The organism is Halomicrobium sp. HArcht1-1 (assembly GCF_058933285.1).
Map to the genome: position 1 here is coordinate 1,172,292 of NZ_JBZYDL010000001.1, position 24,662 is coordinate 1,196,953.

The window sequence follows — 24,662 nt, forward strand, 5'->3', positions numbered from 1 at the left end:
CGGCGTGTGGCGGTGTGTGTATGGTCGAGATCACCAGCATCGAGAGCACCGAGTTCGCGTATCCGCTCCCGGACGTGGGGACGGACCGTCACGGATTCAACCTCGTGTACGAGCCCGGCACCACGACCGAGCGGAAACTGTTCGCGATCGAGATCCACACGGACACGGGCATCTCCGGGCAGTACGTCGGCGGCAACTCTCCGGCGGCCGCCCAGTACAACATCGTCGCCGACTACCTCGTCGGGAAGAACCCGCTCCACCGCGAGAAACACTGGTCGGAAGTCAAACGCGCGCTCCGGAAGTACGATCGAATGGGAATCGGCCCCATCGACATCGCGCTGTGGGACTTCGCCGGCAAGTACCACGACGCGCCGATTCACGAACTGCTCGGCACCTATCGCACGTCGATCCCCGCCTACGCGTCGACGTACCACGGCGACGAGAACGGCGGTCTGGACTCCCCCGAGGCGTTCGCGTCGTTCGCCGAGTCGTGTCTCGACCGCGGCTTCGGCGGGTTCAAGCTCCACGGCTGGGGTGGCGGCGACGGCTCCCGAGACGTCGACCGCGAGGCCGCCGCGGTCCGGGCGGTCGGCGAGCGCGTCGGCGACGAGATGGACCTGATGATGGACCCCGCCTGCGAGTACGAGACGTTCGGTGACGCGCTCCAGGTCGGGCGCGCCTGCGACGACGCCGGCTTCTTCTGGTACGAGGACCCGTACCGCGACGGCGGCGTCTCCCAGCACAGCCACAACAAACTGGGCGAACACCTCGACACGCCGCTCCTCCAGACCGAACACGTCCGCGGCCTCGAACCGAAGACCGACTTCGTGGCCTCGGGTGCGACCGACTTCGTTCGAGCCGACCCCGAGTACGACGGCGGGATCACCGGCGCGATGAAGACCGCACGCATGGCCGAGTCGTTCGGACTCGACGTGGAGTTCCACGCGCCGGGGCCGGCCCAGCGCCACTGCATCGCCGCCTGTCGGAACACCAACTACTACGAACTCGCACTGGTCCACCCGGACTGTCAGAACACCCAGCCGCCGGTGTACGACGGGGGCTACTCGGATCTGCTCGACACCGTCGACGACGACGGCTGTGTCGACGTTCCGGACGGCCCCGGCCTCGGCGTCGAGTACGACTGGGACTACATCGAGGCCAACGCGACCGGGAGCCGGCACGTCTACGACGACAGTAACAATTGAAACGATTGACACACCGATCGCACTGATGTCGTGCGATCGGGTGTACATCGACTTTCAATGGCGATTATAGCGTCGGCGTCTCGCGGGCGCTCGTCGATGCCCTAACCGTCAAAATAATATGTGACGCTTCGAATATACGCAGTAAGCCCCTGTCTGTGGTACGCCATTACAGGGCAGTCAGGATTCGACTATGCACACTCAGAGTCACCAGCAGTCGGGCAGTAGTGTCGTCGACCCCATCCTGGAGATCAGAAACGCGTCTGTCACGTTCGACATGGATCGGGGTGAGTCTCGCGTCCTCGACGAGACCAACATGGACATCGGCCGCGAGGAGGTCCTGGGGATCGTCGGGGAGAGCGGATCGGGCAAGTCGATGTTCGCCTCGGCGTTGCTCGACGCCGTCGTCCAGCCCGGCCAGCTCAGCGGAACCGTCCGCTACCACCCCGAAGACGGCGATCCGGTCGACGTGACGTCGTTGCCGGAGGACCAGCTCAAGTCGTTCCGCTGGGAGCACATCTCCATGGTGTTCCAGGGCGCGATGTCGTCGTTCAACCCCACGACGACCATCGAGACTCACTTCAAAGAGACGCTGCTGGCCCACGACACCGACGTCGAGGAAGGGCTCGAACACGCGCGGGAACTGCTCTCGGATCTCTACCTCGAACCCGACCGCGTGCTGGCGTCGTACCCACACGAACTCTCCGGGGGGATGACCCAGCGTGCGCTCATCGCGCTGGCACTGGTGCTCGAACCCGAGGTGCTCGTCATGGACGAGCCGACGGCGGCGCTGGACCTGCTCATGCAGCGGTCGATCCTCGAACTGCTCGAAGACCTCCAGTCGAAGTACGACCTCACGCTCGTGTTCATCACGCACGACCTCGCGTTGATCTCGGAGCTCGCAGACCGGCTGGCGGTCATGTACGCGTTCGACTTCGTCGAGATCGGTCCCACCGAGGACCTCCTCGACCACGCGGCCCACCCGTACACGCGGGCGCTTCTCAACGCCGTCCCGAACCTCGAAGCGCCCATCGACAAGATGGAACCGATCGCCGGCTCCGCTCCCGACCCGGTCAACGTCCCGGACGGCTGTCGCTACCACCCGCGGTGCTCGCTTGCCGACTCGACGTGTCGGGAGTCAGACCCCGGCTTCTACGACGCGACGGACACCCACGACGTGGCCTGTCACCACTGGGAGGCGGCACAGACGGAGATCCCCTTCTCGCTCGACGACGGCCAGGACGGCGCGGCGTCGGCCGACGTTTCGGCCACCTGGTCCGACCACCAGGACGAGGACCCGCTGGTGTCGATGGAGTCGCTGGAAGTCCACTTCGGCGACGACGACGGGCCACTGAGTGGCTACTTCTCCGACTCCGAGACGGTCCGGGCCGTCGACGGCGTCGACCTGGACATCTACGAGAACGACGTCGTCGCACTGGTCGGCGAGTCCGGCTGTGGCAAGACCACGCTGGGCAAGACCGCCGTCGGGCTCCAGCGCCCGACCGGCGGTTCGATCACCTACCGCGGACAGGACATCTGGGACGCCAAGGACGGGAAGGGTGACGTGTCGGTCCCCTTCGCCGACATTCGCCGCGCGCTCCAGATCATCCACCAGGACCCCGGCAGTGCGCTGAACCCCTACCACCGGGTACAGACCACGCTCGCAGAGCCTCTCAAGCGCTGGTATCCGGAGCTGGACAAACAAGAGCGCAACGCCCGCATCAACGGGATGCTCAAGACGGTCGGCATCACGCCGGCCGAGGACTACGCCGAACGGTACCCCCACCAGCTCTCTGGCGGCGAACAGCAACGCATCGCGCTCATCCGCGCGCTGTTGATGAACCCGGATCTCATCCTCGCCGACGAGGCGATCAGCGCGCTCGACGTGTCGCTGCGCGTCGAGACGATGGACCTGATGCTGGAGCTGCAAGACCGGTTCGACACCTCGTTCCTGTTCATTTCCCACGACCTCTCGAACGCCCGGTACCTCGCCGAGAAGGCCGACGGCCGCATCGGGATCATGTACCTCGGCGAACTCGTCGAGATCGGACCGGTCGAGCAGATCCTCCAGAACCCCAAACACCCCTACACAAAGGCACTGCGCTGGGCGACGCCGGACCTCGCCGAGGACGACGAATCCGAGATGCCGATGCGGACCATCGACATTCCCGACCCCGTCGACCCACCCAGTGGCTGTCGGTTCCACACGCGCTGTCCCGAAGCCCGCGAGGTCTGTGCCGAACAGTCGCCCACGCTGGAAACGAGCGACCACTGTGCGTCCTGCTTCCGGACGGACGAGGACCACGAGTACTGGGACAGTCCATCCCTGGCCGACGACGCGTAACGCGGCGGAACTTTTATTGAGTCGTCTGTCGCAGTCGAGTGTATGAGTTCGAACAGCGTTTCGAGCGAAGCGACCTCGCCGACCGCCGTCAGGCGCGTCCTCGGGCACGTCTGGCAATCGAACCTCCTCCGTATCGCCCTGCTGGGCGTCGTCCTCGTCGTCCTCGGTGCGCTGGTCATCGACGGCGTGTTCGCGGGGATGTTCGGCATCTGGGGCGTCTCGGCCATGCTCGTGGGCTTCGGTGGCTACCTCGTCTACAAGCTCTCCTACGAGCCATAATGTATCGGGCGGGAATCATCGGTGCGGGCGGCATCGCCGGCCTCGGTATCCTCGGGATGCACGACGAGGACGACGTGGGCGAGACGAAGGTCCGCGCGAGTCACGCGGGCGGCTACGACGCCACCGAGGACATCGAACTCGTCGCCGTCGCCGACGTCGACGAGGAGACACTCGCGACGTTCGGTGACGCGTGGGACGTTCCCGCCGAGCACCGCTACACCAGCCACGAGGCGATGCTCGCCGCCGAGGACCTCGACGCCGTCTCCGTCTGTACGCCGTCGTACCTCCACCACGATCACGTCGTCGACGCCGCCAGCGCGGCCGACCCGCCCTCGGTCATCTGGTGTGAGAAACCCATCGCCTCGCAGGTCGCGAACGCTCGGGCGATGATCGACGCCTGCGACCGCCGAGAGATCGACCTCGTCGTCAACCACTCGTTTCGCTTCACCGAGAAACTCCAGCGCCTGCGGACGCTGCTGCAGGACGAGGCCCTCCTGGGCGAGGTCCAGTCTGTCTCTGCGCAGTTCAGACAGGAACTGCTCCGCAACGCGACGCACGTCCTGGACACGCTGTCGTACCTCCTCGATCAGGACGTCGACACCGTGGCCGGCCACCTGACGGGGACGAACGGTGCCACGACCGCACTCGACGCCGACGAACAGGTGACCGACTCCGGTGGCGGGGGATTCCTCGTCACCGACGAGGACGTGTACGTCAACGTCGACTGCACGCTCGAACGGGAGATCTCCTCGATGACCTTCCAGATCGTCGGGACCGAAGGAAAGTGCTATCTCAACAACGACGACGGCGAGTGGCGCTACTGGCGGCTCGAAGACGGCGAACACGTGGAGCGTGAACTGCCCGGAATCGACGGCGCGTGGTCGTGGGACGAGGACTACCGGTCGGCCTTCCCCAACGCGGCGCGCCACGTCAGCGACCTGCTGGACGGGGCGGCGACGAACCACTCGCCCGGCACCGAGGCGATCACGTCGCTGGAGGTCATCATCGGCCTGTACGTCTCACACAACACCGACAGCATCGTCTCACTGCCACTCGAACGCCCCCTCGAAGACGTGACGGTCACCTCGTGGTGAGTACGCCGCCGTCGAAAGCCGGTGTGTCTCCCGTCTCGGCCCCTCGCCGGTTCTTCGAAAAAGAACAACTGTTTTCTAACATGGGACTGTACCCCATGCCATGTCGGACGGTCCAGAAGCGACGTACCCGATCAAGGCCGCACAGACCTCCTATCGCGTCCTCGAAGCACTGGAGGAACTCAACGGGGCAGGTATCTCCGAACTCGCCGCGGAGACCGACCTCCCGAAGAGCAGCGTCCACAACCACCTGAGCACGCTCCGCGAGATGGAGTACGTCGCGAAGGAAGGGTCGACCTACCGTATCAGCCTGAAGTACCTCAGCCTCGGGACCCACGCCCGCTCCCGCCGGCAGGTCTACGAGGTCTCGAAGTCCGAAGTCGACGAACTCGCCGCGGACACCGGCGAACTCGCGAACCTCATGGTCGAGGAGCACGGACGCGGCGTCTACGTCTACAGCCGACACGGCGACGACGCCGTCAACGTCGACGCCCGCGTCGGCCACCGCGTCCACCTCCACAGCACCGCACTGGGCAAGGCCATCCTGGCCCACCGCGACCGCGACGAGGTAACAGACATTCTCGACAGGCACGGGATGCCGAGGATGACCGCAGAGACGATCCAGAGCCGCGACGTCCTCTTCGACGAGCTGGAGACCATTCGAGACCAGGGCATCGCATTCGACAGACAGGAGCGTCTGGAGGGACTCCACTGCGTCGCCGCACCGATCCTCGACAAGGACAGGGAGGTCAGAGGGGCGATCAGCGTCTCCGGCCCGGTCAACCGCCTCAACGGGGAACGCTACGAGGAAGAGATCCCGAGCCTCCTGCGCAAGGCCGTCAACGTCATCGAACTCAACATGGCGTACTCGTAACCGTGTCCCGGCGCGACTCGTTCCCGCGATTCCTGCTGAAGTACGTCTGTAGCCAGAAGCGCGGCATCGCGGCGCTCTTTGGCTTCCTGGCAGTCGCGCTCGTGCTCCTCGCCGTGTCGGTCTCCGTGACCGAACCGGGGAGCGCGAACCACGTCCTCGCCGTCCTCAATCTCCTCGGGATCGGACTCCTCGAAGGGCTACTCGTCGTTCTCGTTCTCGCTTGCTGGTCGATCACCGGCGACGATCCCGTCGAGTGATCGTCCGGCCGTCTTCACCGCGGTAGTTCCCGAGCCATCACCTGGGCGAACGACGAATCTGCAATGACGAACAAGATTCTTCGCTGCCGAACGGTTCCACTCCATCCCGCTCGCTTCGAGTAACGAAAGTACGTCTGTTATCTGGGCACCCGGAAAATCCGAGCCCCGCTGTAAAATGGCAGTAGCGGTGTTCTATGACAATATTCCACGCAGACGAATCGACGGCTGACGGGGACGTGGACGGACGAGTGGTCGAAACACACCGAACGTCCGTGATGGTCTCCGAGACACGTGAATACCTGCCACGGACTCCGGACGGCCCAGAAGACAGAAGAACCGTTCGGCAAAACATAATCAAATTCGGCGACGAAGAACAACTCCGCTACGGCGCTCCCAGATGGGATAACAAAAGTACGTTTGATATTGGGTGTTCTGGTCGTCGTGAGAACTGCTGTCGTCGGCCGGCACAGGCCCATTACCGTGGTATTCAGCATCACATAACGCACCGTGTCGGTCGACGGCGTCGTCTCCAGAGACGGTGTCACTGCGAGGCTCCGCCGCCCGCTCTCTGACCACGACGGTCGCCACCCGATGGCCGGGAGCGTCGTCGGCCCGGACCGCCGACCCCGATGATGAAAAATTATAAATAGTCTAGGTAACTGGGGTGTGGTATGGTGGCAAACAGAAACCGCCAGGAGAGTGGAGAGCGTAGCCAGCGTCGGGTCTCACGCCGACGGCTGCTCACCGTGACTGCCAGTGGCGCTGCTGCCCTCGCGGGCTGTAGCGGTGACGGATCGACGACCACGTCGACCGACGGGAGCGGCGACACCTCGACGCCGGCTTCGGACGCCGAGCCGCGCGACCCCGAACTGGTCAGGAAGGTCGGACGGATCCCGACCGACGTCAACTGGAACATCTTCGGTCCGGACTTCCCGTGGAACCTCGCGCGTGGGCTGTACCACGTGACCCGGCCCACCCAGCTGTGGGTCCTCGACGACTGGTCGTACGACACCGACGAGCAGATCGAGACCTGGACGTTCCCCGACAACCTGACCTGGTGGAACGGCGACCAGGTGACGGCCGAACACCAGTACATCTCCGACGAGATCTCGCGCCTCCAGAATCCCGAGGGGAGTTCCATGAAGCGGGTCTGGACCGAAGACGACCGAACGCTCAAGCGCGAGTACAAGAAGCCCCAGAACCCGACGATCCTCAAGGAGAGTTCCACGGGGACCTTCCTCGCGGCCCACCCGAGCCTCTACCAGGAGTGGCTCGAAAAGTACCAGGACGCTGCGGACCAGTCCGCGCGGGACTCGGTCACCCAGGAGCTCGAAAAGTTCAAAGTGACCAGCACCGAGATCCTCGACAACGGGCTCGGTAACGGCCCCTACGAGCTGACGGAAGCCAACAACCAGGCCATGGTGTTCGAGGTCCGGACGGACCATCCGTGGTACCAGGACAACCAGGTCGAGACCTACCGCGTCCGGGCGATCAAGGAGGGCGGCAGCATCATCAAGAAGCAGGACAAGCTCGACCTCGGGCGTGGGCTGTTGAAGTCCTCGTTCACCGGTCCCGATCACCTGCAAAACATCACCGAGAGCCGGTCCGTCCAGCTCCGCAAGGTCGCGTTCAACCACACGAACGAGCACCTCCAGAAGCGGAAGGTCCGGCAGGCACTCGCCCACCTGATCGACTGGAACAGCATCATCGCGAACCAGGAGCCCCAGGCCGCCGTGGTGCCAAAGCAGACGGGAATGGGCAAGCGGATGGCAAAGCAGTGGCTCGGTGACGAACTGTACGGCAAGATGGCCGACTACCCGATCACCGCCGACCCCGAGGGCGCGACGAAGTACCTGAACGAGGCCGGCTACAGCAAGCAAGGCGGGGAGTGGGTCGATCCCGACGGCAAGACCGTCTCGTTCAACATGCTCTCGATCAACTGGGGTGCCTTCACCAAAGGCGCGCGGACGGTCAACTCCCAGATGAACCAGTTCGGCTTCGACATGAACTTCGAGGGCGTCTCCGGCGGTGTCTACTACAAGCGCGCCAGAAACCAGATGGACTACGACCTGACCTTCTTCTTCCACAACAACTTCCTGAACCACCCGATCTCGTACTTCCGATCGAGCCAGATCGGCGGGCTGCGTCTCGCGAATCTGGAGAACTACGGCACCCAGCTCCCGAAGTGGCTCGACGAGGGCAAGGAACGCTCCCCGTTCAACGGGATGCCGCTCACGCCGGAAATCCCGACCGAGCCCGGTGCCAAGGAAATCTCCGGCGACGGCAAGCAGATCAACCTCTGGGAGCTGTACGACGAGACGCTCAGCGCGGAATCTGAGGCACAGACCCGCGAGAACGTCCGCCTGCTCGCCCGGTACTGGAACTACGATCTGCCCCACCTCGTCATCCTCCAGCCGAAGGCCGGCTTCTGGGGAGACACGAAGGACTTCGACATGCCGGTCGACGACGAGACCTACGAGATCTACGCCGGCATGCACGCCGCACTCAAGCGCGGGGCGATCAAGCACAAGTACAAGTAACCGTCGTCCACCCGACCGCTGTCTGTCCCAGTCCACCGTTTCACACCGTTCTTCATACTACCGGCTGTACATCTGTGAACGATTTCGCCACCCCGAGGTGGCGAAGATCCTCACGAAGTTACAGCCGGCAGTATCAGACCGCTGACTGTCTCTTCGTGACGCTATTCGCGACGACACCTCACAGATAGACAGCCGGAGGTCTCACCCGCTCTGCTCGCTCGACGGACGTCCAGTCGCGAGTCCCGACCGGCGGTCTCGTGCGAAAAATCGGGTCTTCGGTAGACCGCACGCAGTCACGTCCCGAGAAAACGCTGCGAGAAGTCTCACTCCATCTTCGCCGTCGCCGTCTCCTCGCCGGCCGTATCGGAGTGCCGGGCCCGGATACGGGGGTTGAACAGGCGGTCCATCCCCTGGGAGAGCAGGATGAGGCCGACCGAGAACAGCGAGATGGTCACCATCGGCCAGATCATCCAGTGGATCCGTCCCAGGTTGCTCAACACGCCGCTGGTCTGGTAGGCTTCGTTCATGATGACGCCCCAGTTGGCCGAGGTGAACGGCAGGATGCCGAGGAAGTACAGCCCGACGGACTCGAAGATGACGCCTCGGGCCGCGTTGGCCGCGTTGATCGTGATGTAGGGCATCAGCTGCTTCGTCACGTCTTTGCGGAGGATGTGTGGCGAGGACATCCCCATCGCTCTGGACGCCTCGACGTAGGACTCGTGGCGGATCGAGAGCACCTGTGACCTGAGGGTGCGAGCCAGACCCGGCCAGTTGTCGATCCCCAGCAACAGCCCGACGACGAAGGGTCGTTCCGGCGTGAAGATCGACGCGATGACGAGGATCAGGGGGAGCCCCGGAATCGTCAGCACCGCGTCCGTGATGAACATCAGGATGTCGTCGACCCTGCCGCCCTTGTAGCCGGCCGTGACGCCGATGACCGTCGCCAGCACCATCGAGATGACGGCCCCCGCGACGACGATTTCGAGGACTGCCGGCGTCGCGTGGACGAGCTGTTTCCCGATGGCCTTGCCGTAACCGTCGGTCCCGAGGGGCACCGCCCAGTTGGTAAACGGCGGCACGTACCGCGGTGCCTCGTTGAACTCCGGTTTCGGCACGATCGAGACGCCGACGGTCCCGACGAGGGTAAACGCCAGCAGGATCGAGATCCCGATTCTGGTCCGCAGGTCGCCCCAGATGATCCGGCACGGGGTCCGGATCGAGTCCTCGACGAAGCGGTCGAACCGCTCTCTCTGCGAGAGCGGCCCCGTACTCTCGTCGGCGATGTCCGCGAGGTAGTCGGCCGCCGATTCGGAGTCAGAACGACTCATCTTCGCCTCCCGATTCGATCCGTGGGTCGATGAGACTGTATGTCATGTCTGCGATCGTGATGCCGGTGATGGTGATCGTCGTGAAGAAGATGAACGAACCCAGCAAGAGCGGGTAATCGCGGTTCTCCAGGGCACCGAACGTGTACCAGCCGACGCCCGGGTACGTGAAGATCTGTTCCATGATGACGCTGCTGGAGAAGATGCCCGCCAGCCCGATCATCAGCCCGGTGTACATCGGCAGGATGGCGTTCTTGCCGACGTAGCGAGCGGCGATGAGCCGGCTACTGAGTCCGCGAAGCCGGGCCGAGCGGACGTAGTCCTCTCCGAGGATACGGACGCTGTTGCCGCGCATCCCCAGCGCACCGCCCCCGAACCCGACGACGAAGCCGGTGAAGATCGGGAGAATGGAGTGGTGGACGACGCTCACCATGAAATCGAGGTTGAACCCCGGCGTCGTCGCCGGGCCGTATCGCCCGGCGATCGGGAACCACCCCAGCTGGTACGAGAAGACGATGAGCATGAAGATGGCCGCCGCGTAGTAGGGGACGGAGTTGGCGGCGACGATGATGCCGGTCATCCCGGAGTCGAACCGCGACCCTTCGCGGTAGGCCATGAACGCGCCCAGGAAGACGTTCGTCGAGAACCCGAGCACGAGTCCGTAGACGCTGACGTAGATCGACCACGGCATCGCCTTGAACAGGATGTCGAACACCGGTTCGTTCTGCCAGATCGACTTCCCGAAGTCCTGGTGGACGACGATGTCCTTGATGTAGTTGTAGTACTGGACGTACAGCGGTGCGTCGGGCTGGAAGCCCGTGTACAGCTCGATCAGTCTGTTCACCTCCTGCATGTTGGCTTGCCCGGTGCCCTGGGTCGCCATGTCCTGTAGCAACTGCTGGCGCATCAACTCCAGTGGCCCCCCGGGCAGCAAGCGGTACATGAAGAACGTGATCGTCACGACTACGAACAACGTCAGCACTGATTGGCCGATTCGCTTGGCATAATACCGCATACGACGTTGTTTGCAAACCCTCTATATATAATTTGCGTAGCAGGACTGGACCGCGGTCCCCCTGTCGGCGGCGACAGTCTCGCTCTCCGTCCGCACGACGCTCTCGGAATCGAGCGTCGTTCGTCTCACCCGACGACGTGGATTCGATTGTCGTATCTGGTCTGCTGGGAATCGGTCTTGACACAGCTGGTCGCGACGACCGCGTTCCCGACGACGGCGGGCGAGGCAAACTGGCTCGAAAACGTGTTCGTCGTGTTCACTCGCCACAGCGTCTCGCCGGAGGCGGGGTCGACGCCCTGTAGGTTGACGCCGCCGACGTACAGCGTCTCGCCGTCGAACGCAGCCGTCTCGTAGGTGAGCCCGACGTTGCGGTGCCAGTCGACGGCTCCCTCGGCGGCGTCGACGGCGTACAGCGTGCCGGTCACGCTGCCGACGTAGACGGTGTCGTGTCCGATCGTCGGCGTCGTCCAGAGCTGTCCCTCCAGTGGGGTCGTCCACCGTTCGCGCCGTGCTTCGAGGTCGATCGCGTAGAGACGCCCGCCGTTGTCGCCGACGTACGCGATCCCGTCTGCCACTGCCGGGGCCGAGCGGCTCGCGACGCCGTCGATCTCGTGGTGCCACCGTTCGGTGCCCGTGGCTCGATCGAGGGCGAACAGCGTCGAGCGCTCACCGTCCGCACACGTCGCGAGGTACAGCACCGTGTCGTCCCAGACCGTCGGCGGCGACCAGACGGCGTCCGAGGGCTGGCAGTCGCGTCCGTGGTGCCACTGTTCGGTGCCGTCGTCCGCGTCGAAGGCCCGGAGCGTCTTTCCGGCGGTTCGCGTCCGGGCGTACACCGTGCCGTCGGCGTACACCGGGGCCGAGACGACCTGGAGGGGCTGGTGCCACTCGGTGTCGCCGCCGTCGCGTGCGAAGCCGTACAGGCCCGCTCGTTCCCCGCGGATCGTCACGTAGACGCGCCCGGCACCGAGGGCCGGGGAGAACCGGTTGGCGCGACTGAGCGTGCGGGACCACTCGACCGCTCCGGTCGTGACGTCGAGGGCTTCGACGGAGCGCCCACAGCCGACGTAGGCGATGCCGTCGGCGACGGCCGGCGTCCCGAGGATGTCCCCCTGGTCCTGGGCGCAGGTGTGAGACCACTGCTGTGTGGCGTCGGTTCGCGGCCCGGATGCGTCGGGACTGTGGCTCGTGTGACGCGCGTTGCGGCCGAACATCCCCCATCCGGTGTCGACGGAGAGGTCGGTCGCGGCCTCGGTCGTGCGCTCGTCGTCGGTCGTGCGCTCGTCGTCGGTCGTTCGGGGCGATCGATCGGTCGTCGTCGGTGCCGAACAGCCGGCGAGCAGCCCGCCACCGACGACGGCCAGCACGCTCCGTCGATCGACCCGTGTACTGTCGTCCGTCACTGTCGGCTGTTCGGCGACCGGTCGCTTAAACGTTTGTCCGAGAGTCGCTCCGTCGGCGTCACGATGTGAGTGACGAACAGCTTTTTACCCGATTGCCCGCACAACCCTGTATGGTCGCCTACGAGCCGACGTGGGAGTCACTCGAACAGCACGAGCTACCGGACTGGTTCGACGACGCGAAGCTCGGGATCTTCATCCACTGGGGGGCCTACTCCGTCCCCGCGTGGGCCCCCGTCACCGACGACGGGGAAGTCAGCGAGTCCGGCTACGCCGAGTGGTACGTCAGGGGGATGTACGACGAAGACAGCGACGTGTACGACTACCACCGCTCGACCTACGGCGAACAGGTCGAGTACACCGACTTTCTGGAGCAGTGGAGCGCCGACGGCTGGGACCCGGTGCGCTGGGCGACCTTCTTCGACGAGGAAGTGGGTGCGCGCTACGTCGTCCTGACCGCGGAACACCACGACGGCATCCAGCTCTGGGACAGCGACGTGACCGACTGGACGACCGTCGAGCGCGGTCCGAACCGGGACATCGTCGGCGAACTCGGTGCGGCCGTCCGCGACCGCGACATGAAGTTCGCCGGCTCCTTTCACGGCCTCCTGAACTTCTTCGATCCGGACAACCCCGGTCTGTTCGGTCACCCGGACGTCGACGACGAGGGCCACCCCGGCCCGGAGTACGTCGAGTTCATGAACGAGAAGCTGACCGAACTCATCGACGAGACGCGGCCGGATCTCCTGTGGCTCGACGGCAACTGGAAGGCCGACACCGAGGCGTACGGGACCAAAGAGACCGTCGCCTACTACTACGAGCAGGCGGCCGAGGAGTGGGACAAGGAAGTCGCCGTCAACGACCGCCTCGGCGCGGGCGAAGAGCAGACACACGGCGACTTCTACACCCCCGAGTACGAGACGTTCGACGAGAGACAGGAACACAAGTGGGAAGCGACGCGCGGACTCGGAGGGTCGTTCGGGTACAACCGCAACGAACCCGAGGACCACTATCTCACGGTCGAGGAACTCGTCCACTCGTTCGTCGACATCGTCTCGAAGAACGGCAACCTCCTCATCAACGTCGGCCCGCGAGCGGACGGGACCATCCCGGCGGTCCAGAAAGAGCGCCTGCGGGGGCTGGGCGAGTGGCTCGCGGTCAACGGCGAGGCCATCTTCGGCACCACCTACTGGGAGCAGGCCGAGGACAGTGTCGCTTCCAGCACCGACGTACGCTACACCTGGAAAGACGGGACGCTCTACGCGACGCTGTTCGACTGGGCCATCGGCGAACAGACGCTCTTCGAGGACGGCCCCGACGTAACGCCCGCGTCGGTGTCGCTCCTGACGGCGTCCGGCAAAGAGCCGGTCGACTGGAAGCACGAGGACGGGGCGGTCACCATCGATTTCGACGCCAATCCGCCCTCTGACCATCCGGGCGTGGCGTACACGCTCACGCTGCAGGACGTGGCGAACTCGGCATCGTCGTCCTGATTCCTCCAGTCGGCTCCGGTCGACCACCCCGAGTGCCGATCTGTGCTACCGCAACACTGAGCGACGGGCGAACAGTCGGCGCAGTCGAAAGCCGACCGCACCGCCCACGAGTCCGGTCGCGAGAGCGACGGCGGCAGGAAGCGAGACGGCCAGTCCCTCGTAGATCCCGTAGACGATCAGTTGATCGACGAGTGTTCCGGGCGGTCGCCCGAGTGTCGTGAGCACCACGTCGTACCGGCCCGAGATGACGAAGTCGTCGACGACGTGGACCGCCAGCAACAGCGGCGTCGCGACGACCGCGGCGAGCGCACCCCGGTAGTAGCCCGCGTCGTCCCACGCGGTCAGCGTCCCGGCGACCACTCCCCCGAGGAATCCGTTGGCCACGATCGCCGTCGTCGGCAGCAGCCCCAGCTTCCCCACGGCGAACGAGAAGACCACGACGACCACGGCACCGACGAACTCCGGGTGGTCCAGACCGCGCCAGCGGTGACGAGCGGCGCTCACGGCTGTCTCCCACCGTCCGTGTCGACGGCGGTGACGGTCGCGACGCCGTCGTCGACCGAGACCAGGAGGCCGGTACAGCCGTCGGCCGACACGTCCCAGAGGTAGTCGGTCGTCTCGCCGGTGGCGCGCACGCGGGCACGGAGGACGTGTCGCCCGCTCCGGTCGACGACATCTTCGAGCAGTACGTGTCGGTCTTCGTCCGCGTTTCGGCCCGGCACCGTAACGCGCTCGTCGAACACGACCTCTCGCACGACGAGCACGTCGAGAAACACCGTCAGCTCGACCGTGTGGGGTCGTCCGTCGGCGTTGAGGAGCCGGAGCCCGCCCTGTGGCACGCCACTGTCTGTACACCCGCCGTCGGTTCCGGCCGAGAGGCACCCGCTCAGTGCGGTCAGGCCGCCGAGACCGGCCAGCAGGCGACGCCGTTCCAGTGTTCGCCCGGTGGTGTCGCTGTGCCTGCGAGTCACACAGGTGGATCGCCGCACCACGCTATAATGCTTGGGGACGAGGCGCGCTCGACGCCTCGGTCGAGGGAAACATCGACAGTGGCCCGTCTCATACTGCCGGCTGTCACTGTTGCAAGACATTTGGGACCCCGTGGTCGAGAAATCCTTCACAGACGTACAGCCGGCAGTATCAGTACGTCTCGCGGAGGTGTGTCACGTCGAGGGCCGCGAGCGCGTCGGCGATCTCCGAGCGGTCGGCGTCGCTCTCGACGGTGATCGTCCGGGACTCGCCGGGGACGAGGTGGAAGTAGTTGTCCGAGAACGGCTCGGACAGCGGGGCGTCGAGTGTCACCCACAGCGCCGGCACGTCCGTCTCCAGGGTCACTCTCCGTCCGTCGACGCGCACCTCGATGTCGGGCACACGAAGGTCGAGTCGCTTGTAGGGCTCGCGGAACGCGACCGAGGGGTACGACTCGACCGGGCCGTCGAAGTCGGCCCGCACGAGGCAGTTCGACGGATCTACGTCCGGGGCGACCGCGTCGACGTCGACGGTCAGTGGGGTCGTACTGTCGAGTGCGGACACGGTCGTGTCGTGTGACGCTGCGTGGATTCGCTCCCCGTCGAGCGTCCAGACTTCCACGGTGAGCGTCCCAGTGACCGCCTCGGGTCGATCGCTGGTCAGCCACACCTCGACGCCGTCGTCGGTCACCGTCGTCGAGACCAGCAGCGGTGCGAAGATCCGGCGAGCGACGTACTGGCTGGCCTTCCAGTCGCCGCCGTACTCGATCGACGACCAGGAGGCACACGGCCAGAGGTCGTTGAGCTGCCAGTACAGCGCCCCCATCGTGTGTGGCCGCTGTCGCCGCCAGTGCTCGATCGCGGTCTGCATCGCCATGCTCTGCTGGATCTGGCTCAGGTACGTGAACGTCTCGAAGGAGAAGGGCGTCCGGAAGTTGTCGGTCATCCGCGAGAGGATCCGGCCGTTGCCGCCGGGGCTGCGCTGGTGGTGTTCCATCAGCGGGGCGGTCGGGTTGAGTTCGTCTGCGGGCAGCACCGACGCGAGCAGCTCCGGCGACGGGAATGACTGGTAGCCGAACTCGGAGACGAACCGCGGTTCGGTCTCCTCGTAGGCGTCGAAGGAGGCCCCGCTGTGCCACACGTCCCAGTAGTGGATGTCACCCCGTTCTGTCATGTAGGGATCGTCGTACTCGCGGCCGCTGGAGGGCGAGGCCGACCAGTAGGGCCGCGACGGGTCTTCCTCGGCGACGATCTCGTCGAGCGTTTCGAGGAAGATCGCCTCGTAGTCGGCTTCGAGGCTGTCGATGTGGTCCTCGTCGGCCCACCAGTTGTGCAGTCCCTCCTCGTTCTCGTTGTTGCCACACCACAGCGCGAGGCTCGGGTGGTTGGCCAGCCGGCGGACCTGATAGCGCGCCTCGGCGGCCACCGTCTCGCGGAACGCCTCGTCGGCGGGGTACAGCGAACAGGCGAACATGAAGTCCTGCCAGACGAGCAGGCCGAGTTCGTCACAGCGCTCGTAGAAGGCGTCGCGTTCGTAGTGGCCGCCGCCCCAGACACGGATCATGTTCATGTTCGCGCTGGCGGCGCTGTCCAGCAGATCGGTGTACTCCGTCTCGTCGACGCGGCCGTGAAGCGCCTCCATCGGGATCCAGTTGGCCCCTTTGGCGAACACCGGCACGCCGTTGACCGCGAAGGCGAAGGACTCGCCGGCGTCGTCTTCCTCGCGGCACAGCTCGATCTCCCGGAATCCCACGCGGTCGGTCGTCCGATCGGTGTCGTGGTCGCTCTCGACGGTGACCGTCAGGTCGTACAGCGGCTGGTCGCCGTAGCCGTTGGGCCACCACAGGTCGGGATCGGCGACGGTGAGTTCGAGCGTGTGCTCCTCCCGACCGCCGTCGAGTCCCACCGTTACGGACTCGGTTGTTCCGGCGACGTTCGCGGTCAGCGTCGCCTCGGTCTCTGCCGGCACGTCGAGGCCGACGTCGACGGTCAGGTCGACGCCGTCGTCGTGGTGGTCCTGTCGGCTCTTCGTGTAGGTGATGCGGGGTCCGGAGTGGCCCACCAGCTCTACGTCGCGCCAGATGCCCATCGTCGGCAGGCACGGCCCCCAGTCCCAGCCGTAGTGACAGGCGGCCTTGCGGATGTGGTTGCGGTCGGGCACGTCCTGGGGGTAGCGCATCACCGGCACGTCGTAGGGGTGGTCTGCCGCCCGCTGGCTGCTGTACTCGACCGGCGACTGGAACCGGATCTCGACCTCGTTCGGTCCGGGTTCGAGGGCGTCGCCGACGGGAAACTCGTAGCGGCGATGCATGTTGTCCGTCCTGCCGACCGTGGTGTCGTTGACCCGGACCGTGGCGACGGTGTCCAGCCCGTGACAGACGAGCGTCTGTCGTGCCTCGGACAGCAGCGTCTCGTCGACCTCGACGGTTCGCCGGTAGCACCAGTCGCGCTCGGCGACCCACTGGACGTCGAGTTCGTTGTCGGCCTCGTATGGGTCCTGGATGGTGCCGGCCGCCAGCAGGTCGCTGTACACGTCGCCGGGGACCGTCGCTGGAAACTGCTGGCCCCCGTCTGCCGGGCGACACTGCCAGCTACCGTTGAGAGAGTGGCGTTCCATGTACGCGCTTATCGCGCTCTGGGCAATAACTCTATCGGGGCCGCCAGCGGTCGTGTTTAGTTGAGCGAATGCGGCCGTTGCTGCACCGAAAGCCCTCGTGCCGTTCCGGTCCCGGGACCACTGCTGCGCTCCGGTGGGTGCTTTCGGGGTCCGGGTTCCCGGAACGACGCTCGCCCTTTCGGTGTCTACAGGCCGGAAGATGCAGCGGCTTATCTGAACACGATCCCGCCAGCGCCCGCTCGCCGGCCCGTGTGGTGTGCCGACGACGACCGAGACCCTCGACACTTAAGGTGATCGCTCGAACAGTGGGTAGCATGCGCGACACCAGCAGCGCGAAACGCGCCGACGAGACCGAGGAGCGTCTCCAGCGCCTCCGGGTCGCACAGCGCAGCGAGATCGACACCATCTCACACCACGAGACGCGAGCGTTTCTGACGCCCGAGCAGGCCCGCGAACGGTCCTTCGAGCCGTGCTCGGTCGGCGTCACGTGGGAGCGGGGCCGGGAGACCGAGCCCGACGACCGTCGGGACGCCGACGCAGACGTGCTCACCGGCCAGGTCTCCGAAGAACAGGCGGTCGGACGGAACGTCTGGTTTCGCCTCCAGTGTACCGTCCCCGAGTCGATGGCCGGCCTGCCGGTGTACCTCCGCTTCGTGGCCGAACCGCTGTACGGATCGAGCCACCACGGCGACCCGCGCGTGGAGTCGCTGTGTTTCCGGGACGGGACGCCGGTCAAGTCCTTCGACAACGGTCACGATTCCTACAAGCTCGTCGACGAGGCCGCGGGCGGGGAGTCGTTCGACCTCCTCGTCGAGGCCGGGACGACGACCCTGTGGGGCAACCTCGGCGTCGACGAGTTCACGCTGGAGACCGCCGAACTGTACGCCGAGCGGCCGGCAGTGGCGGATCTCCACCGCCACGTGTCGATCTGTAACGACCTCCGCGAGCAGTACGACGAGGACTCGCCCAACCACGGCCGGCTGCTCGACGCGCTCGTCGCGGCCAGTCACACGTTCGCGTTCGACGCCGACTCCGAGGCCGAGTACCGAGAGAGCGCCCGCGCCGCGATCGAGGAACTGGAAGCAGTCGAGACGGAACTGACCTCGGATCTCACCGGCCAGCAACTGACTGCCGTCGGCCACGCCCACCTCGATCTGGCGTGGCACTGGCCGTGGTCGGAGACGGTCCGCAAGTGCGGGCGGTCGTTCTCGAACGTGCTGACGCTGATGGACGACTACCCCGAGTTCACGTTCATGCAGAGCCAGCCCCACCTCTACGAGTGGATCCGCGACCGCTACCCCGAGCAGTTCGACCAGATCGACCGGCGGATCGACGACGGCCAGTGGCAACCCGAAGGGGCGCTGTGGGTCGAGTCGGACATCAACAACGCGGGCGAGGAGGCCCTCGCCCGACAGTACCTGCTGGGCAAGCGCTACTTCCGCGAGGAGTTCGACGTAGACCCCGAGGTGACGTTCATCCCCGACGTGTTCGGCTACAGTGCCGGCCTGCCGGGGATCGCGCAGGCGGCCGACTGCCCGTACTTCCTCACCCAGAAGATGTCCTGGAGCGAGATCAACGACTTCCCACACAGCACGTTCCGCTGGGCTGGCATCGACGGCTCGGAGGTGCTCGCACACTTCCCGCCGGGGGACACCTACAACGGCCAGATGGACGTCGAAGAGATCACCCACTCGGTGTACAACGACGCCCAGAACGCGACGACGACGGACCGGGCGTACCTGTTTGGCTGGGGCGACGGCGGCGGCGGCCCCACTCGCGAGATGATCGAGAAGGGCCAGGTCGTCGACGACATCGAAGCCCTGCCGGACGTCGAACACGGGTCGCTCGCGGGGCTGTTCGACCGGCTGGAACGCAACTACGACGACTATCCCGTCTGGAACGGCGAGCTGTACCTCGAAAAACACCGCGGGACCCTCACCAGCCAGGCCCAGACCAAGCGAAACAACCGCAAGGGCGAGTACGCGCTCCGGGAGGCGGAGCTGTGGTGTTCGCTCGCGCTGGCGACGACCGACTTCGACTACCCGCACGAACGGCTCCAGGACGCCTGGAAGGTGCTCCTGTTCAACCAGTTCCACGACATCCTGCCGGGCTCGTCCCAGACGGACGTGTACGCCGACGCCGACCGGGACTACGAGCGTGTCTTCGAGACTGCCGCGGACGCGCGGGCGGCGGCGCTCGACGCACTGCTCGGCGAACCGACCGACAGTGACCGGCTCGCCGTGACGAACCCCCTGTCGTGGGCACACGAGAGCGTCGCCACCGTTCCGGCCGAGGACGTGTCCGGTGACGCCGACGACCTGGTCGGGACAGCCGACGGCGACGATCTGGCCGTCCAGTCGACGACTGCCGGCGTCGGCGACGACACGGCGGACGTGGTGCTCGTCGAGACTCCGGAGCTGCCAGCGATGGGCGCGACGACGCTCTCGCTGGAGGACGCTGCCGAGCCGGTCACGACGCCCTTCGAGGTGTCGACCGACCGCCTCTCGAACGGGCTCGTGACGGTGTCGTTCGAGAGCGACGGCACCGTCTCCGTCTACGACGAGGAACACGACCGGGCGGTCCTCGACGAACCGGGCAACAGGCTGATGCTGTACCGCGACCAGCCCCGCTACTTCGAAGCGTGGGACATCGAAGAGGACGTCTACGAGGTCGGCGACCAGCTCCCGGCCCCGGAGACGACGGTCGTCGAGGACGGCCCCGTTCGAGCCACGGTCCGCCAGCGCCGCTCGTTCGGCGACTCCGCGCTCGTCCAGGAGATCTCGCTCTACCGGGACTCCCGGCGCGTGGAGTTCCGGACGGAAGTCGACTGGCAGGAAGAAGAGAAGCTCCTCAAGGCTCACTTCCCGGCCGGCGTGTCGGCCACCAGCGCGACCTACGACACGCACTTTGGCCACCACGAGCGAGACACCCACAGCAACACCTCGTGGGACGCCGCCCGGTGGGAGGAGGCGGGCGGGCAGTGGGTCGACGTGTCCGAGACCGACTACGGCGTCGCCCTGCTCAACGACTGCAAGTACGGGGTCAACGTCGACGGGACCGACATCTCCCTGTCGCTGCTGCGCGCGCCGAACCACCCAGACCCCGAGGCCGACCGCGGCACCCACGAGTTCACGTACACGCTGCTCGCCCACGAAGACGGCCCGGCCCAGGCCGGTGTCGACCGCGCTGCCGGCGAACTGAACGCGACCACGCGAGCCCGCCCGGTCGACGAGGCGGCCGCGGTCGCACCCGTGACCGTCGGTGACGAGGACGTGGTCGTCTCGGCGATCAAGCGCGCCGAAGACAGCGACGACGAACTCGTCGTCCGCCTGTACGAATCGGCCGGCCGCCACGTCGACACGACCGTCGACTTCGAGTTCGCGGTCACCGACGCCCGAGAGACGAACCTCGTCGAAGACACCCGTGACACCCGGACGGTCGACGACTCGCAGCTGTCGCTGTCGTTCGACCCCTTCGAGATCAAGACGATCGCAGTCCAGATAGGCGACTGACGGGAGCGATTCCGCAGCTCTTCTGGTGTATGTCTGAATACGAGGGCCAAATCACCTCGGTCTACAATCGAATGCCTCAGTCCCTCATTGAAAATGGCCACACTCGTGCCATATCGGGAAACGAAGGGATTATTTGAGTATGGGGATACCTATTTTGACGGAACTGGCACACGGTGCCACAACGCCGCTGTCTCTCGTTCTCTGCCCGCGACCGCAGCCACAGTCTTTTCGCCGTCGGCGGCCGGACGCCCGGACATGGAGCAGTTCGTCGCCGAGAACCTCGACTACTACGCGGAGACGCAGGGTGTGTTGCCCGAACGGCTCGACGCCGTCGGCGAGACGTACCGCGAACAGGGGTACCTGACCCGCGACCAGCTCTACGAGATCGCCTACGAGTCCTCCACGCGCAGCGCCTACCACGTCGAGTCGAACCCGGACGAGCGCTGTCGGGAGGTGACCCGCAACGTCCGCACCGTCGACGGCGACTTCTCGAAGATCCAGTTGCTCACTGGGCTCAGTGGCTTCAAGGCCCCGACCGCGTCGTGCGTGCTCGCCGCACTCGACGGCGACCGCCACGCCGTCGTCGACACGCGCGTCTGGGCGTCCCTGGAGCGGACGGGGTACCTGGAGGGGCGCAAAGAGTCGTTCGACGCGGCCGACTACGTGACGATGATCGAGCCGATCAGGGCCATCGCCGAGGAGACCGGGTATCGACCGGTCGAGGTCGGGTACGCGCTGTTCGCCCACGACGACCGCGTCCGCGAGGGGACGCTCCACTGATACTGCCGGCTGTCACTTCGTGACGAACTTCGCCACCCCGGGGTGGCGAAATCGTTCACAGACGTACAGCCGGTAGTATGAGGAGGCCCCTTCGAGCCGCGATCACGACTCGGAGCGGCCTGCTGGGAGATCGAGGGCGGACAGATCGAGTTCGCGGACCAGCGCCGCGGCGTCGTCGAACGGCGTCTGAGCCGACCGCTCGCTGCTCGGCCTGGTCCGGCCGGCGTGTGCGTACACCGCGTCGACGAACGCCGACCGCACCTGTTCGTTCTCGAAGAGGCCGTGGAGATAGGTGCCGAGCACGTCCTGGGTCGCGGCGCTGTCGGGACCGAGTGGCTGGTGGGCCGACGCTGCGACGCTCGTCTCGCCCATGTGGATCTCGTAGCCCGAGGCCGTCCCGGTCGCACCCTCGATTGGGCCGACGCCGTCGACCGCGACACTGACCTGCTCGACGCGCTTGGTCTCGCTAAAGCGGGTTTCGACCGGGAGGCGGCCGACGCCCGCGACGGTCTCCGCGTCGCCGGTGCCTTCGACGCTGGCGTTCGTGATCCGCTCGCCAAGCAGCTGGTACCCGCCACAGAGGCCGACGATCGGGCCGGCAAACGTCCGGATGGCCTCGTCGAGACCGGCCTCACGCAGCGCCAGCAGGTCGTCGACGGTGTTTTTCGTGCCGGGGAGGACGAGTCCGTCGACCCGGTCCAGCGCCCCATCGAGCGGGCAGTAGGCGACCCGGACGCCGGGCACGGCGGCCAGCGGTTCGAGATCGGTGAAATTCGAGATGTGGGGCAGTCGGGGGACGCCGACCGTGACGGTCGCCGCGTCCGGGACGCCGTCGTCGGCACCGATGACGGCCCGCTGGTCCCTGGCGGGGAGCGAGAGGCTGTCTTCCGCCGGCAGGCCGGGATCGTCGTAGGGGAGCACGCCGAGGACCGGGACGCCAGTACGGGCTTCGAGTTCGTCGATCCCGTCCGCGAGCAGCGTCGGGTCGCCCCGGAACTTCGTGATCGCGACCCCGGCGACCCGCTCTCGGATGGCTGCCGGCGCGAGTTCGAGCGTCCCGTAGAGACTGGCGAAGACACCGCCTCGCTCGATGTCTCCGAGCACGAGGACGCTCGCGTCTGTAAAACGCGCGGTCTCGACGTTGGCGAGGTCGCGGTCCTGGAGGTTGATCTCGGCGGCGCTGCCGGCCCCCTCGGCGACGATCACGCTGTACTCGTCTGCAAGTCGCTCGTAGGCGTCTCTGGCCGCGCTGCGAGCGTGTTCCCAGTGGTCGTCGTAGTAGGTCCGGGCCTCGTAGTGGCCGATCGCCTCGCCGTCGATCACGAGCTGGCTCTCCCCGTCGCCGCGGGGCTTCAGCAGGACCGGGTTCGTGTCTGTCGTCGGTGTGATCCCGGCGGCGCGGGCCTGGACGTACTGCGAGACGCCGATCTCTCCCCAGTCGCCGTCGGGCGTCGCCACCGCGTGGGCGTTGTTGCTCATGTTCTGGGCTTTGAACGGCGCGACGGAGACGCCCCGCCGTGCCAGCAGTCGGCACAGTCCCGCGACGACGGTGCTCTTGCCGACGTGACTCGCCGTCCCGGCGACGAGGATCGTCGTCGTCATATGGCGTCGAGGAAGCGATCGAAAGCACCGCTCTCGGGGTGGCAGTGGCAGTACGTCCCCAGCGTTCGATACTCCGTGAGGCCGTCGCTCCCGTCTGCGATCCCGTCGCCTCGCGCTACGTCGAACGCGAAGGTGGCGTCTCGACCGACGGTCCCACTGGAGTAGTGAAACTCGTGGCCCCGTCGGCGCTGTCCCGCTCCGGCCGTGAGCGTGTCCCTCTTGGCGGTCAGTTCGACGTGATCGAGCGCCTGATAGCGGTCGTGCATCGTGACCGTCGCCGGGAGGACGCCGGCCATCGAGTGGGTGTCGCCGTCGGTCGTCGTCAGCGTCTCGGACAGCGTCATCAGCCCACCGCACTCGCCGTAGACGGGGAGCCCGTCGGCCGCTCGGCGGGCGAGCGTATCGAGCGCGGGACTGTCTGCCAGCGCGTCGCCGTGGCGTTCCGGATAGCCGCCAGGGAGGTAGACGCCGTCGCAGTCGGGCAGCGGGTCGTCCGTCGTCGGGGCGAACGTCGTCACGTCGGCGCGTTCCCGGAGCCGTTCGACGGTGGCCGGGTAGTAGAACTGAAACGCCGCGTCGCGGGCGACGGCGATCCGGCGATCCGTCGGCGACGTACTCGACGCAGCGTCCGGGCGGGGCGGTGCGCTGGCGACCTCGGCGAGGCGCTCCGTGCGGAGGTGTGTCGCGGCCTCGGAGAGAGCGGTCTCTTCGAGGGGCGCTTCGGTCCCCATGTGGAGCCCGAGATGGCGATCCGGAATCTCCAGGTCCTCTCGGGGCGGGATGCGACCGAAGTACTCGATGCCGTCGGGCAACGCTGTCCGGACGCCGTCGGCGTGGCGACCGCCGTGGGCCCGCTGGGCGATCACGCCCGCAACGTCGATCTCGCGGCCGATCGACGCGGCGTACTGCTGGAAGCCAAGCGCCGTCGCGGCGACACTCTCCATGCCGGCGCTGGCGTCGACCACCAGGACGACCGGCAGCGACAGCGTCTCTGCGACCATCGCCGTACTCGAACAGTCCCCGTCGTACAGCCCCATCACGCCCTCGACGACGCAGATGTCGCCGTCGCCCCGGTAGTAGTTGCGCCGGAGCCCGGTCTCGCCTTCGAGCCACTGGTCGAGCGTGCGCGAGGGGCGGCCGGCAACGTGTTCGTGATGGCTGGGATCGATGAAGTCGGGGCCGGCCTTCGCGGGCTGGACCGCGTAACCGGCGTCGTCCAGCGCCCGGATCGTGGCCAGCGTCGCGACGGTCTTGCCGACGCCAGAACTCGTTCCGCCCAGGACGAAGCCGTTCATCTGTCTGGTAGCACCAATACACTATGATTAGCACAAACTGACTTTAATTAGTTGGTGTCGGCCGACGC

The 24,662-nt window shown here is 66.1% G+C and carries 18 protein-coding genes; 10 read left to right on the forward strand and 8 right to left on the reverse strand.

All coding sequences use genetic code 11. The features are described 5' to 3' along the window. The first annotated feature begins 20 nt into the window (after positions 1-20). The 7 genes from AC5FRZ_RS06310 to AC5FRZ_RS06340 all read left to right on the forward strand — a co-directional run bounded on the left by AC5FRZ_RS06310 (position 21) and on the right by AC5FRZ_RS06340 (position 8,587). Positions 21-1,205 (forward strand): mandelate racemase family protein, encoded by a 1,185-nt coding sequence (locus tag AC5FRZ_RS06310; RefSeq protein WP_493564175.1) that lies wholly within the window; start codon positions 21-23, stop codon positions 1,203-1,205. A 190-nt stretch (positions 1,206-1,395) separates the two neighbouring features. Further along, a complete protein-coding gene (locus AC5FRZ_RS06315; RefSeq protein ID WP_493564176.1) occupies positions 1,396-3,546 on the forward strand; it encodes an ABC transporter ATP-binding protein in 2,151 nt (716 codons plus the stop codon). 42 nt (positions 3,547-3,588) lie between these two features. Then, positions 3,589-3,825, forward strand: a complete 237-nt coding sequence (locus AC5FRZ_RS06320; protein ID WP_170092367.1) for a hypothetical protein — start codon at positions 3,589-3,591, stop codon at positions 3,823-3,825. Continuing rightward, a complete protein-coding gene (locus tag AC5FRZ_RS06325; protein WP_372480807.1) occupies positions 3,822-4,919 on the forward strand; it encodes a Gfo/Idh/MocA family protein in 1,098 nt (365 codons plus the stop codon). The genes AC5FRZ_RS06320 and AC5FRZ_RS06325 overlap by 4 nt, the downstream gene beginning before the upstream one ends. Before the next feature lie 100 nt (positions 4,920-5,019). Beyond that, the gene (locus AC5FRZ_RS06330) at positions 5,020-5,790 is read left to right on the forward strand and encodes an IclR family transcriptional regulator (RefSeq protein ID WP_170093874.1); all 771 of its coding nucleotides are present in this window, start codon (positions 5,020-5,022) and stop codon (positions 5,788-5,790) included. Positions 5,791-5,792: 2 nt separating this feature from the next. Next, complete coding sequence (locus AC5FRZ_RS06335; RefSeq protein WP_372479278.1) at positions 5,793-6,047, forward strand: hypothetical protein; 255 nt, start codon at positions 5,793-5,795, stop codon at positions 6,045-6,047. A gap of 671 nt (positions 6,048-6,718) precedes the next feature. Beyond that, a complete protein-coding gene (locus AC5FRZ_RS06340) occupies positions 6,719-8,587 on the forward strand; it encodes an ABC transporter substrate-binding protein (RefSeq protein WP_493564177.1) in 1,869 nt (622 codons plus the stop codon). Positions 8,588-8,910: 323 nt separating this feature from the next. On the opposite strand, the gene AC5FRZ_RS06345 is transcribed toward AC5FRZ_RS06340, so the two are convergent. The 3 genes from AC5FRZ_RS06345 to AC5FRZ_RS06355 form a co-directional block, all read right to left on the reverse strand. After that, positions 8,911-9,915 (reverse strand): ABC transporter permease, encoded by a 1,005-nt coding sequence (locus tag AC5FRZ_RS06345; RefSeq protein ID WP_493564178.1) that lies wholly within the window; start codon positions 9,913-9,915, stop codon positions 8,911-8,913. Next, entirely contained in the window at positions 9,902-10,927 is a 1,026-nt protein-coding gene (locus tag AC5FRZ_RS06350) for an ABC transporter permease (protein WP_153553004.1), read from the reverse strand. The genes AC5FRZ_RS06345 and AC5FRZ_RS06350 overlap by 14 nt, the downstream gene beginning before the upstream one ends. A gap of 125 nt (positions 10,928-11,052) precedes the next feature. Then, positions 11,053-12,330 carry an outer membrane protein assembly factor BamB family protein gene (locus AC5FRZ_RS06355; protein ID WP_493564179.1) on the reverse strand — a complete coding sequence of 426 codons (1,278 nt, stop codon included), beginning with the start codon at positions 12,328-12,330 and terminating at the stop codon, positions 11,053-11,055. Positions 12,331-12,440: 110 nt separating this feature from the next. Here AC5FRZ_RS06355 and AC5FRZ_RS06360 point away from each other — a divergent pair, with 110 nt between their 5' ends. Next, complete coding sequence (locus tag AC5FRZ_RS06360; RefSeq protein ID WP_493564180.1) at positions 12,441-13,820, forward strand: alpha-L-fucosidase; 1,380 nt, start codon at positions 12,441-12,443, stop codon at positions 13,818-13,820. A gap of 45 nt (positions 13,821-13,865) precedes the next feature. Here the strand turns inward: AC5FRZ_RS06360 and AC5FRZ_RS06365 are convergent, their stop codons facing one another. From AC5FRZ_RS06365 to AC5FRZ_RS06375, 3 genes are all read right to left on the reverse strand, one after another. Then, complete coding sequence (locus AC5FRZ_RS06365) at positions 13,866-14,324, reverse strand: hypothetical protein (RefSeq protein ID WP_170093880.1); 459 nt, start codon at positions 14,322-14,324, stop codon at positions 13,866-13,868. Further along, positions 14,321-14,791: a hypothetical protein gene (locus AC5FRZ_RS06370; protein WP_493564181.1), complete on the reverse strand. Its 471-nt coding sequence runs from the start codon at positions 14,789-14,791 to the stop codon at positions 14,321-14,323. The genes AC5FRZ_RS06365 and AC5FRZ_RS06370 overlap by 4 nt, the downstream gene beginning before the upstream one ends. 169 nt (positions 14,792-14,960) lie before the next feature. Beyond that, entirely contained in the window at positions 14,961-17,405 is a 2,445-nt protein-coding gene (locus tag AC5FRZ_RS06375; protein ID WP_372479271.1) for a beta-mannosidase, read from the reverse strand. Between the two features lie 314 nt (positions 17,406-17,719). Here AC5FRZ_RS06375 and AC5FRZ_RS06380 point away from each other — a divergent pair, with 314 nt between their 5' ends. Then, positions 17,720-20,917, forward strand: a complete 3,198-nt coding sequence (locus AC5FRZ_RS06380) for an alpha-mannosidase (RefSeq protein WP_493564182.1) — start codon at positions 17,720-17,722, stop codon at positions 20,915-20,917. Between the two features lie 255 nt (positions 20,918-21,172). After that, the gene (locus AC5FRZ_RS06385) at positions 21,173-21,697 is read left to right on the forward strand and encodes a hypothetical protein (protein ID WP_153553011.1); all 525 of its coding nucleotides are present in this window, start codon (positions 21,173-21,175) and stop codon (positions 21,695-21,697) included. Positions 21,698-21,799: 102 nt separating this feature from the next. On the opposite strand, the gene AC5FRZ_RS06390 is transcribed toward AC5FRZ_RS06385, so the two are convergent. Further along, complete coding sequence (locus tag AC5FRZ_RS06390; protein WP_493564183.1) at positions 21,800-23,299, reverse strand: cobyric acid synthase; 1,500 nt, start codon at positions 23,297-23,299, stop codon at positions 21,800-21,802. Further along, a complete protein-coding gene (locus tag AC5FRZ_RS06395; protein ID WP_170093886.1) occupies positions 23,296-24,594 on the reverse strand; it encodes a cobyrinic acid a,c-diamide synthase in 1,299 nt (432 codons plus the stop codon). Before AC5FRZ_RS06395 ends, AC5FRZ_RS06390 begins: the two co-directional genes overlap by 4 nt. Positions 24,595-24,662 lie beyond the last annotated feature (68 nt).